We start from the raw sequence: 12,848 nt of genomic DNA, 5'->3' as shown, positions 1-12,848 counted from the left end.
TAATATCCTTAGAAATTAAAAACTGGAATTAAATTGGCTTTTTGAATGTTACTAAAAGCAAAGGTTTGTACGTTGCCTTCGACATTAAGACTGATAAACTCCCCTTCAACGCCGACCAGCTCCCCTTGCCATTTGCGGCGATCAAACATCGGTAGGCGTAAATGAATTACCACTTCACGCCCGATAAAGCGTTGATAGTGCGCCAATGTAAATAGCGGGCGATCTAACCCCGGTGATGACACCTCAAGATTATATTTATCCGCAATCGGATCTTCGACATCAAAAATAGCACTGACCTGACGGCTGACATCGCTACAATCCTCAATGGTTACGCCGCCTTCTTTATCAATATAAAGGCGAACCGTCATAAAACGACCGGCACGCTGACATTCAATCCCTACTAGCTCAAATCCCATTGCGTCAATGGAATCTTGTACCAGAGTTTGTAATTTTTGTTCTAAAGTTGCCAAGCAAACCTCCATTTAACAGATATAAAAAAAGGACTTCAAAAGTCCTCTTAAAACAACAAAGCTGACTATGAGCCACAAAAAAGCCCCAAACACAGTTGAGGCTTTCAAGCGGTTTGTTTTATGCCATTTTCTGCAAAAAAGAAATTTGGATAAAACAAAACTCACCGTCCTAAACAGAACGATGAGCCTTAAAACTGGTTGCGGGGGCCGGATTTGAACCAACGACCTTCGGGTTATGAGCCCGACGAGCTACCAAGCTGCTCCACCCCGCGTCTGATGTGGTGCATTATAAAGACTAAAAAAAAGTATGCAACTGTTTTTTGTGATTTAGATCACAGTTGCTGTCTTTTTAAGCATTTATCAACTGATATAAATCCGCGTCTTTGCGATCGAGATAGTGGGAAGATTGGATTTTACGAATCGTGCGGGAACGTCCCCGAATCAACAAAGTTTCCGTTGTTGCCAGGTTACCTTTACGCTGAATACCTTTGAGCAAATCGCCGTTGGTAATGCCCGTTGCCGAAAAGACGAGATTATCGTCCCGTACCAGATCTTCCAATTTTAAGACGGTATTTATCGGCACATTTAAGGCTTCACAGCGGGCAATCTCTTTTTCCGCAAACGCAAAATTCTCCAGCGTATTGCCTTTTACCTGATTACGGGGGATCAATCGTGCCTGCATATCACCGCCTAACGCTCTTACGGCAGCCGCTGCAATAACCCCTTCCGGCGCACCGCCAATGCCATAAAGCAGATCTAAATCGCCTTCCGGTAAACAACATTGCACCGCTGCTGCCACATCACCGTCGGGAATGGCCATTACTCTGACCCCTAACTGCTGCATTTCAGCGATCACTGCGTGATGACGGGGTTTATCCAACACTGCAACCGTCAGTTGCGACAGCAATTTGCCCTTTTTCGATGCGACACGACGCAGATTTTGTTCAATCGGCAAATTGAGATCGATCATTCCTTTCGCTTCATTGCCGACCACCAATTTTTCCATATACATATCGGGGGCTTGTAAAAAGGTGTTTTTACCGCCCGCAGCCAATACGGACAGCGCATTTGCCTGCCCCATTGCCGTCATTCGTGTGCCGTCAATCGGATCAACAGCAATACTGACTTCTTCATCTTCAGGGCGGAACAGTCCGATTTTCTCGCCAATGTAAAGCATCGGCGCTTGGTCGATTTCCCCTTCGCCAATCACGACTTCCCCTTGAATTTCCATTTGATTGAGCAGAAAACGTATTGCTTTAACGGCGGCATCATCGGCAGCATTTTTATTGCCTCTGCCCAGCCAAGCAAAAGCGGCAAGTGCAGCGGCTTCAGTAACACGAGAAAATTCAATGGAGAGGGATCGTTTCATATTGGCTTCCTTTTGAGGTGAGTTGCAAAAATTCAGGATAACGTAACCGCTTGTCTCGGCAAGCAGTGTGCGGGACGGCATTGTATTGCCTAAACCTTATCTCGTCAATGTTATCCGTACGGCTAACCTTTTGAAGTTAAGCCGAATACCGTGTAGAATAGCGAGTTATTTTTACTGATAATGGAATCCCTATGAGCAATTCAGAGATATTGACCCCTGAACACGCCGATATGCGTGCCAATTTTATTACCCATATTATTGATGAAGATTTAGCTGCCGGAAAACACCAAAACGTTTATACCCGTTTCCCGCCTGAACCGAACGGCTATTTACACATTGGCCACGCAAAATCCATCTGCTTAAATTTCGGCATTGCGGAAGATTACCAAGGGTTATGTAATTTACGGTTTGATGATACCAATCCGGTCAAAGAAGATGTGGAATATGTTGAATCCATTAAACAAGATGTGGAATGGCTTGGGTTTAAATGGGCAGAATTGCGCTATGCCTCCGACTATTTCGACCAACTTTACGGCTATGCGATTGAATTGATCAAAAAAGGCTTGGCGTATGTGGACGAGCTCTCGCCGGAAGAGATGCGCGAATACCGTGGCACATTAACCGAAGCCGGCAAAAACAGCCCTTACCGTGATCGCAGTGTTGAAGAAAATTTGGCGTTATTTGAGAAAATGAAAAACGGTGAATTTGCAGAAGGCAAAGCCAGCCTGCGAGCTAAAATTGATATGGCATCGCCGTTTATGGTAATGCGTGATCCGGTCTTATATCGGATTAAATTTGCCAGCCACCACCAAACCGGCGATAAATGGTGCATCTACCCGATGTACGATTTTACCCACTGTATTTCCGATGCGATCGAGCGGATCACCCACTCACTCTGTACCCTTGAGTTCCAAGATAACCGCCGTTTATACGACTGGGTGTTGGAAAATATCAGCATTGAACGCCCGCTGCCACATCAGTATGAATTTTCACGCCTCAATTTAGAAGGCACGCTCACCTCTAAACGTAAACTGTTAAAATTAGTGCAAGACGGTATTGTGGACGGCTGGAACGACCCGCGTATGCCGACCATTTCCGGCTTACGCCGCCGCGGTTATACCCCTGCCTCCTTGCGTGAGTTTGCCCGCAGAATCGGGGTTACTAAACAGGATAACGTGGTGGAATACAGTGCGCTTGAAGCCTGTATTCGTGATGATCTCAACACTAACGCACCACGGGCAATGGCGGTTATCAATCCGGTAAAAGTCGTGATTGAAAACTTCCAAGGCGAAGAGTGGCTCAACGCACCAAATCACCCTAACCGTGAAGAACTCGGCACACGCCAACTGCCGTTTACCCGTGAACTTTATATTGATGAAGCCGATTTCCGTGAAGAAGCCAACAAACAATATAAACGCTTAGTGTTAGGTAAAGAAGTGCGCCTACGTAATGCTTATGTGATTAAAGCCGAGCGGGTGGAAAAAGATGCAAGCGGTCGGATCACCACCATTTTCTGCACATACGATCCGGAGACCTTAGGCAAAAATCCGGCGGACGGTCGCAAGGTGAAAGGCGTCATTCATTGGGTTTCCGCCTCACACAACAAACCGGCGGAATTTCGTCTCTACGATCGCCTGTTCACTGTCGCAAATCCGGGCGCAGAGGAAGATATTTGTGCGGTTGTCAATCCAAATTCCTTGGTAGTGAAGCACGGTTTTGTGGAAGTCAGCCTTGCCAATGCAAAAGCCGAACAAGGTTACCAGTTTGAGCGTGAGGGCTACTTCTGTCTGGACAGCAAAGACGGTTCTGCGGATAATCTTGTGTTTAATCTCACCGTCAGCTTAAAAGAAAGCGTAGCGTTCTAATTTATGATGGAAAAATCCTCCCTGTTGGGGGGATTTTTATTACCTTGATTTTAATAATCCGATACTGTAAATAGGATTACACAGAAGATTGAATAAATAATGTCTCACCGCAACCTTGCTTACGCTAGGCACGCTTTTAACAATGGCAGTGCAAAAATCCTTCCGATAAGCCCAGAATGGCTTTATACCCTATTACTTGTCTCTCTGCTTTTCTCGGTGATAGTCCTCATTCCAATTTGGCGAGGGGAACAAACATTCGCTACGAAAATATTATTATCATTAATCGGCTTATTTCCTATCTTCGGTGGTATTCTGATTTTATGGATAATACGTTTTTACCCGATAAATCCGCCTAATGTTCAAAATAAGACTAAAAAGTCTCACCCAAAACCTAAGAAATAAGCATTTTATAGTGCTATATCTTTTTCAGATTTATAAATTATTACTATATTAGCGAAGAACAAATCAGACAAATATTAAACAATACAGGATTACAGTGAGGTAATAAATCTATTACAAGGTTCTTCACTAGCTCAATGAAGGTAACACATCTCGCAAGAACAAGCTTAAAAGACATTTGGCTAAAACAAAGGCTACCCTAAGGTAGCCTTTTTAGTAGTGCAGAATTATTTTTTCTTCGCTTTTGGATTTGGTAAATCGGTGATTGAACCTTCAAATACTTCCGCCGCTAAACCTACCGACTCGTGCAAGGTCGGGTGAGCGTGAATCGTCAGTGCGATATCTTCCGCATCGCAACCCATTTCAATCGCCAAGCCGATTTCACCGAGCAATTCACCGCCGTTTGTACCGACAATCGCTCCACCGAGAATACGATGAGTGTCTTTATCGAAGATTAGCTTCGTCATACCGTCCGCACATTCGGAAGCAATCGCACGACCTGATGCTGCCCAAGGGAATTTCGCCACTTCGTAGTTTAAGCCTTCTTGCTTACACTCTTTCTCGGTTTTACCTACCCACGCCACTTCCGGCTCTGTATAGGCGATAGATGGGATCACTTTCGGATCGAAATAGTGTTTTTTACCCGCAATCACTTCCGCCGCAACGTGTCCTTCGTGAACACCTTTATGCGCTAACATCGGCTGACCGACAATATCGCCGATCGCAAAAATGTGCGGAACATTGGTACGCATTTGCTTATCGACATTGATAAAGCCACGCTCATCCACTTCAACGCCTGCTTTGCCCGCATCAAGCAATTTGCCGTTAGGTACACGACCAATCGCCACTAGCACCGCATCATAACGTTTTGTGTCGTTACAGGCTTTGCCTTCCATTGAAACATAGATACCATCGTCTTTCGCTTCAACGGCGGTAACTTTTGTTTCAAGCATTAATTTGAATTTTTTCTCAATGCGTTTTGTGAAGATTTGAACGACATCTTTATCCGCAGCAGGAATCACTTGGTCAAACATTTCAACCACTTCCACTTCCGAACCTAATGCTTCGTAAACCGTTCCCATTTCAAGCCCGATAATACCGCCGCCCATAATGAGTAATTTTTTCGGTACTTCTTTTAGTTTTAATGCATCGGTTGAGTCCCAAATACGCGGATCTTCGTGCGGAATAAACGGTAATTGGATTGGGCGGGAACCTGCCGCAATAATCGCATTATCAAATTTGATTGTGGTCGGATTGCCATCACGATCACGGGCAACTAAGGTGTGCGGATCGGTAAATGCCGCTAAACCCTCTACAACAGTTACTTTGCGGGCTTTCGCCATACCGGCTAATCCACCGGTTAATTTTGCCACCACTGCTTCTTTACCGGCACGCACTTTGTCTAAATCAATTTTAGGCTCGCCAAATGTAATACCGTTATGCTCGGCGTGTTTGGCTTCTTCAATGATTTTCGCCACGTGTAGCAACGCTTTTGACGGGATACAACCCACATTCAAGCATACACCGCCAAGGGTAGAATAACGCTCAACAAGAACCGTTTCTAAGCCTAAATCGGCACAACGAAATGCCGCTGAATAACCTGCCGGACCGGCACCAAGTACAACCACTTGGGTTTTAATTTCTTTGCTCATTTTTACCTCTGGAAGAGTTCATCTCGTTTAAACGTTGCCATTTTAGCATTTTTAACATTCTGATAACGAGATAGAGATCACAGAATTAACAATAAGCGGTGAGATTTTTGCAAAAATTTGCAAGTATCCCACCGCTTGCGATTACATTACTAAACGGCGAATATCCGAAAGTACCCCGTTGATGTAGGTAATAAATCTTGCCCCGTCTGCCCCATCAATCACACGGTGATCGTAAGAAAGTGATAATGGTAACATTAAGCGAGGGGTAAATTCTTTACCGTTCCACACCGGTGTCATTTCAGACTTAGACACACCTAAGATAGCCACTTCCGGTGCATTTACAATCGGCGTAAAGTGTGTACCGCCGATACCGCCGAGGCTGGAAATGGTGAAACAACCGCCTTGCATATCCGATGCGGTTAGTTTACCCGCACGGGCTTTTTTCGAAATTTCCGATAATTCACGGGAAAGTTCGATAATGCCTTTTTTGTTTACATTTTTAAATACCGGCACCACTAAGCCGTTCGGTGTATCGACCGCGACACCGATATTGACGTATTTTTTCAAGGTTAAACGCTGACCGTCTTCAGACAATGAGCTATTGAAACGTGGGAACTCTTCTAACGCTTTCGCCACCGCTTTCATAATGAAGACTAACGGCGTTACCTTAACATCTTGTTTGGTTTTTTCCAGTAGTGCGTTTTGATCCTTACGGAATTGCTCAAGCGCGGTAATATCGGCTTTATCCCATTGGGTAACGTGCGGGATCATTACCCAGTTACGATGCAAGTTCGCACCGGAAATTTTCTGGATACGACCTAACTCGACTTCTTCGGTTTCACCAAATTTGCTGAAATCGACTTTCGGCCACGGTAACAAGCCTAAGCCTGCGCCATTTGCCACAGCTGAACCTGCAGGTGCTTTGCCGGATTTCACTTCCTCAAACACCTGTACCGCATTTTTCACATAGGCTTGAATATCTTCTTTAACAATACGCCCTTTACGGCCAGAACCTTTTACTTTATCAAGGTTTACCCCAAATTCACGGGCTAGGCGGCGAATAACCGGTGTTGCGTGGGCATAGGTCGCACTTGCCGCTACTTGATCTTGGCTTAAGCCGGACACATTACCTGCTGGTGCAGGTGCTGCTTCCGCAACAGGCGCTGACGCAGTCACAGCCGGTACCGCTCCCGCCACTTCAAATTTCATAATCAATTTACCGGTCGTAACTTTATCGCCAACATTGATTAAAATCTCTTTTACCACACCGGCGATTGGTGCTGGCACTTCCATTGACGCTTTATCACCTTCGACATTGATGATCGATTGGTCAACTTCAACTTTATCGCCTACTTTCACCATAATTTCGGTTACATTAACTTCATCACCGCCGATATCCGGTACATTCACATCTTGTAAGGAAGCAGCCACAGGTGCTGAAGCCGCTACTGCCGATGCTGCTACTTCTGCCGTTGCAGGTGTTGCGCCAGCCACTTCAAATTTCATAATCAATTTACCGGTCGCCACTTTATCGCCGACATTGATTAAAATCTCTTTTACTACACCCGCGATTGGTGCAGGGACTTCCATTGAGGCTTTATCACCTTCGACATTGATGATCGATTGGTCAACTTCAACTTTATCGCCCACTTTCACCATAATTTCGGTTACATTGACTTCATCGCTACCAATATCGGGCACGTTCACATCAACAACGGCAGTTGCAGAACTTGGTGCAGAAGCAACCGCTTGCGGCTGTGCCGCTTCGGCTGCCGGAGCAGGAGCCGCTCCTTCTGCGTCTAATACCAACATTGGTGAACCGGTAGAGACTTTATCACCAACATTCACTAAAATTTCTTTAACCACGCCGGCTTCCGGTGCTGGCACTTCCATTGAGGCTTTATCGCCTTCTACATTGATAATAGATTGATCAACGGTAATGGTGTCGCCCACTTTCACCATTACTTCGGTTACGGTAACTTCATCGCTGCCAATATCCGGCACTTGAATTTGTTTTGACATTTTGTTTTCCTCTGTAAGTTACCCCTCTGTTGCCAAAGGGGTAAGGGGGGGATTTTAATTATGCGTATAATGGGTTGATGCGATCTACATTTAAGCCGAATTTCGCAATGGCTTCTGCGACCACTTTGGTCTCAACCGTACCCTCTTTTGCTAGCTGCGCTAAGGCTGCCACCACAACGTAACGGGCATCTACCTCAAAGTGTTCACGCAAGTTGGCACGGCTGTCTGAACGACCGAAGCCGTCTGTACCTAACACGTGGTAGTTTGTAGTTGGTAAGAACGCACGGATTTGATCGGCGTAGAGTTTCATATAGTCTGTCGCAGCCACTACCGGATTGCCGTTCATTACTTGTGCAACATAAGGCACTTTCGGCGTTTCAGTCGGGTGTAATAAGTTCCAACGGGCAACATCCGCACCATCACGCGCCACTTCGTTGAATGATGTTACACTATACACATCAGATGTAATGCCGTAGTCGTTCGCAAGGATTTGCGCCGCTTCACGCACATGACGCATAATCGCCCCTGAACTTAATAGCTGAACTGAGCCTTTGCCTTTACCTTCTACGGTTTCAAATTTATATATACCTTTACGGATACCTTCTTTCGCCCCTTCAGGCATTGCCGGTTGATCGTAGATTTCGTTCAATGTGGTGATATAGTAGAATACGTCTTCTTGTTTCTCACCGTACATACGCTCAATACCGTCTTGTATAATCACTGCCACCTCAAAGGCAAATGCCGGATCAAAAGTAACACAGTTTGGAATAACCCCTGCTTGAATATGGCTGTGTCCGTCTTCGTGCTGTAACCCTTCACCGTTGAGGGTTGTACGACCTGACGTACCACCGATCATAAAGCCACGGGCTAATTGGTCGCCAGCTAACCACATCATATCGCCTACACGTTGGAAACCAAACATTGAGTAGTAGATGAAGAACGGAATCATCGGCTGGTTGTTTACAGAATAAGATGTTGCCGCTGCAACCCAAGATGCCGTTGCCCCTAATTCATTGATCCCTTCTTGTAGCACTTGACCGTCTTTCGCTTCACGGTAGTATGCCACTAAATCACGATCTGACGGCACATAGTTTTGACCGAACGGGTTATAAATCCCGATTTGGCGGAATAAACCTTCCATACCGAATGTACGTGCTTCGTCCGCAATAATCGGCACAATGGTTTTGCCGATATTTTTATCTTTTAATAAGGTATTTAAAACACGGGTGAATGCCATTGTGGTTGAAATGCCACGTGGTTGAGCCTCTAATAATGCGCTAAATTCAGATAACGCAGGCACTTGATATTCAGTAGTGAATTTTGGTGAACGTGCAGGTAAATAACCGTTTAAAGCTTTACGCTGACCGTGTAAATAATTATATTCAGGGCTGCCTTCAGGGAATTTAACGTATTCTAAATTCTCGACTTGCTCGTCCGTTAATGGCAATTCAAAGTAATCACGGAAACCTTTTAGGCTTTCGATTGACATTTTTTTCGATTGGTGAGCCGTATTTTTACTTTCTGCTTCCGGAATTTTATAACCTTTCACCATTTGCGCTAAGATCACCACCGGTTTATCAGATTTTTGCGCTCTTGTGTATGCCGCATACATTTTCATCGGATCGTGGCCACCACGGCTCAACGCCCAAATTTCATCATCCGTCATATCCGCAACTAATGCCGCCGTTTCAGGATAACGACCAAAGAAGTGTTCGCGCACATAAGCACCGTCTTTCGATTTGAAGGTGAGGTAATCACCGTCCACCACTTCCATCATCAACTGGGTTAATTTGCCCGTTGTGTCTTTCGCAAAGAGTTTATCCCATTTGCTGCTCCACAATACTTTGATGACTTCCCAACCCGCACCGTTAAACAGACCTTCAAGCTCTTGAACGATCTTACCGTTACCGTTTACCGGTCCGTCTAAACGTTGTAGGTTACAACTGATAGTAAAAATGAGGTTATTTAATTTCTCACGGCCGGCAAAGGATAATGCCCCTTTTGATTCGATCTCGTCCATTTCGCCGTCCCCTAAGAACGCATAGACTTTTTGATCTGAAGTATCTTTTAAGCCACGATGTTCTAAGTATTTCAAGAAGCGGGCTTGATAAATGGCATTTACCGGCCCTAACCCCATTGAAACGGTCGAAAACTGCCAAAATTCAGGCATCAATTTCGGGTGAGGGTAAGATGAGATCCCTTTACCGTGCACTTCTTGACGGAAATTATCCATTTGCTCTTCGGTAATACGACCCTCTAAATAAGCGCGACCGTACATACCCGGTGCTGCGTGACCTTGGAAAAAGACTAAATCACCGCCGTTTTTCTCGGTTGCCGCTTTGAAGAAATGGTTGAAGCACACTTCATACATTGTCGCTGCGGATTGGTAGGTTGAAATATGACCGCCCAAATCTAAATCTTTTTTCTGGCTACGCAATACCGCTGCAATCGCATTCCAACGTACAGCCGAACGGATACGGCGTTCAAGATTTAAATCGCCCGGATATGCCGGTTGTTCGGCAACAGAAATCGTATTTACATAATCTGTTGTAGTGCCTGATTGAACCGCAACACCTTGACCACGAGCTTGCTGCATCACTTGCTCGATAATGTATTGCGCTCTTTCTACGCCCTCTTCACGAATTAATGAATCAATTGAAAGCAACCAATCGTTAGTTTCGATTGGATCTACATCATTACGTAAAATTTCTGACATAGCTTTTTCCTTTACTTTTATGAGTGAATAAAACATTACAAAATTGTAAATAATTTTGCCAACCGCTGAAACTTTAAACACAAACAGGTTTACATACCTTGTTTTAGATCAAAAAAACGATGAAAGGACAAATATCTCATCTCTATCCTTATCTAAAGCTTCATTTTATCTAATTGATTTTTAAAGGCTTTTACCCAAACCTTCAAAAATGTTGAAAATTTGTAGATAAATTTAAGTGGCAAGATAACAAAAACCGCCTTTTTTGTCCATTTTTCCCCAAGAGAAATGTTAATCGGCTCACATAATTTTTTAAAGCAACCGTTTGCCTTTTATGCTATGCTTTCAACCGATTTTTTCGAACATACCTGAAAGGTTAAAAAATGACGACAAAACCTGAAATTGCGATTGTAATGGGGTCAAAAAGCGACTGGGCAACAATGTCCGAAGCGGTAAATATCCTTGAACAATTTGGTTTACCCTATCATACGGAAGTGGTATCTGCACATCGTACCCCCGATAAACTCTTTTCGTTTGCTGAAAATGCCGAAAAAAACGGCTATAAAGTGATTATCGCCGGTGCAGGCGGCGCAGCGCACTTACCGGGAATGATTGCCGCCAAAACGATCGTACCGGTGCTGGGCGTACCGGTAAAAAGTTCAATGCTCAGCGGTGTGGACAGCCTCTACTCGATTGTCCAAATGCCGAAAGGGATTCCGGTCGGCACACTGGCAATCGGGCCGGCGGGGGCTGCAAACGCAGGCTTATTAGCGGCTCAAATTTTAGCGGCATTTCAGCCGGAATTAGCGCAAAAGCTCCACCAGTTCCGTCAAGCACAAACGCAAAGCGTATTAGATAATCCCGATCCCCGTGATTAACTTGCGACAAGCGGTCAGTTGCAACGGATAATGTGCAAAATGCGATGATCTATAAACACAGATATGTCATCGCTAATGCGTAGAGGTTTACCCCACTGCGGTAGCATTTCGTAAAAAAATGGCTTGGAACTGCCCGCTTGTAACTTCACATTTCAGCAATATGAATAAAAAACTGCTTATTTTACATACCGGTGGCACAATTTCTATGAGCGAAGGCGAAGACGGCAAAGTGTCGCCTTCAGCCAAAAATCCGCTACTCGCCGCCCTTGAAAAACTTAGCCACCCTGCCGAGCTTTATCAAGAGGCGTTGCTCAACGTGCCCTCTCCACACATTACCCAAAGCCATTGGCAGTTACTCAAAGCCCGTATTGAAAAAGGCGTAAACGAGCAAGGCTTTGACGGCGTAGTGATTACGCACGGTACAGATACCTTAGAGGAAACGGCTTATTTCCTGGATCTTGCCTTGAATGTTGATGTGCCGGTGGTGCTGACCGGGGCGATGCGTTCCAGTAATGAATTAGGCGCGGACGGTTTGATCAACCTGCAAAGTGCGATTTTGGTCGCACTCAGCCCCGAAAGCCAAGGCAAAGGCGTTATGGTAGTGATGAACGATGAAATCCATAATGCTAAATTTGTTACCAAAACCCATACCACCAATGTGGCGACCTTTCAAACGCCGACCTTCGGTCCTTGCGGTTTAGTGGCAAAAAATCGGGTCATTTATTTTCAGCATCTTGACCAATACGAACGCTATCCGATCGCTAAAATCGAAAAAGCCAACGTTCAGTTAGTCAAAGCCTATGTCGGAATGGACAGTTTCCTGCTTGAACAGTTGGCGTTGAGCCAATGCGACGGTGTGGTAATTGAAGCGCTTGGGGCGGGCAATTTACCGCCAACGTGCCTAGCCGGCGTGGCAGCGCTCTTAAATGCCAACATTCCGGTGGTGCTAGTTTCCCGCGCCTTTAACGGCGTAACCCAAGATGTGTATGACTACCTCGGCGGCGGCAAGCAACTCAAACAACAAGGTGTGATTTTTACCACCGGTTTAAGCGGTCAAAAAGCCCGCATTAAACTCTTAGTGCTGCTTAATCAGCAGCTCAATAAACCGTTAGCCGATTATTTTTAACCGAACAGGCGGTCAGTTAGCAAAATTTACGACATTATATCGTTGTTGCGTAAAGCTAAAATGGCTTCATAGATTAGGAACACACTGCGTAGTTCAAGAATAGCAATTACTACCGTATGGGCATATATGCCCCCTACGGTTTGATGAAAAAGCAGTTTGTGCAGCAGCGACATAATACATTTGCAAAAAACGTGCCGAAACCGACCGCTTGTAGCCTTAAAGAGATTTTTTTATGCAAAATCTAGAAAAGTGAGTATCTAAAAGGCTTGAACCGCTAAAAACGTGCCGAAAAAACAAGAGATTTCTATAAATTTCTCGTCTTTTTTATCAATAACTTACAAAAAGTTTCGGCAC

Annotated in this window: 9 protein-coding genes and 1 tRNA gene; 3 read left to right on the top strand and 7 right to left on the bottom strand. The window is 44.9% G+C overall.

The features are described 5' to 3' along the window. Positions 1-8: 8 nt before the first annotated feature. The 3 genes from rimP to glpX all read right to left on the bottom strand — a co-directional run bounded on the left by rimP (position 9) and on the right by glpX (position 1,839). Complete coding sequence (gene rimP, locus E4T80_RS03730) at positions 9-470, bottom strand: ribosome maturation factor RimP (protein ID WP_135055083.1); 462 nt, start codon at positions 468-470, stop codon at positions 9-11. 195 nt (positions 471-665) lie between these two features. Then, positions 666-742: transfer RNA gene (locus E4T80_RS03725), tRNA-Met, on the bottom strand. 77 nt (positions 743-819) lie between these two features. Further along, positions 820-1,839 carry a class II fructose-bisphosphatase gene (gene glpX / locus E4T80_RS03720; RefSeq protein ID WP_135055081.1) on the bottom strand — a complete coding sequence of 340 codons (1,020 nt, stop codon included), beginning with the start codon at positions 1,837-1,839 and terminating at the stop codon, positions 820-822. 191 nt (positions 1,840-2,030) lie between these two features. On the opposite strand from glpX, the gene glnS reads away from it, so the two are divergent. Continuing rightward, entirely contained in the window at positions 2,031-3,704 is a 1,674-nt protein-coding gene (gene glnS / locus E4T80_RS03715) for a glutamine--tRNA ligase (protein ID WP_135055079.1), read from the top strand. A gap of 626 nt (positions 3,705-4,330) precedes the next feature. Here the strand turns inward: glnS and lpdA are convergent. The 3 genes from lpdA to aceE form a co-directional block, all read right to left on the bottom strand. Beyond that, positions 4,331-5,755: a dihydrolipoyl dehydrogenase gene (gene lpdA / locus E4T80_RS03710; RefSeq protein ID WP_135055077.1), complete on the bottom strand. Its 1,425-nt coding sequence runs from the start codon at positions 5,753-5,755 to the stop codon at positions 4,331-4,333. Positions 5,756-5,896: 141 nt separating this feature from the next. Next, entirely contained in the window at positions 5,897-7,777 is a 1,881-nt protein-coding gene (gene aceF, locus E4T80_RS03705; RefSeq protein WP_135055075.1) for a pyruvate dehydrogenase complex dihydrolipoyllysine-residue acetyltransferase, read from the bottom strand. Positions 7,778-7,835: 58 nt separating this feature from the next. After that, positions 7,836-10,493, bottom strand: coding sequence for a pyruvate dehydrogenase (acetyl-transferring), homodimeric type (aceE, locus tag E4T80_RS03700; RefSeq protein WP_135055073.1), 2,658 nt, complete (start codon positions 10,491-10,493; stop codon positions 7,836-7,838). Positions 10,494-10,873: 380 nt separating this feature from the next. On the opposite strand from aceE, the gene purE reads away from it, so the two are divergent. Beyond that, on the top strand, positions 10,874-11,368 hold the full coding sequence (gene purE / locus E4T80_RS03695; protein ID WP_047976603.1) for a 5-(carboxyamino)imidazole ribonucleotide mutase: 495 nt from the start codon (positions 10,874-10,876) through the stop codon (positions 11,366-11,368). Between the two features lie 160 nt (positions 11,369-11,528). Beyond that, complete coding sequence (locus E4T80_RS03690; protein ID WP_047976604.1) at positions 11,529-12,494, top strand: asparaginase; 966 nt, start codon at positions 11,529-11,531, stop codon at positions 12,492-12,494. A 26-nt stretch (positions 12,495-12,520) separates the two neighbouring features. Here the strand turns inward: E4T80_RS03690 and E4T80_RS12955 are convergent, their stop codons facing one another. Next, positions 12,521-12,667, bottom strand: coding sequence for a hypothetical protein (locus tag E4T80_RS12955; protein WP_194186379.1), 147 nt, complete (start codon positions 12,665-12,667; stop codon positions 12,521-12,523). Between the last annotated feature and the right edge of the window lie 181 nt (positions 12,668-12,848).

This window comes from Muribacter muris, from assembly GCF_004569585.1.
GTDB classification, from domain to species: domain Bacteria; phylum Pseudomonadota; class Gammaproteobacteria; order Enterobacterales; family Pasteurellaceae; genus Muribacter; species Muribacter muris.
Note: the sequence above shows the minus strand (reverse complement) of the source record. Positions and strands in the feature narration are given on the sequence as shown.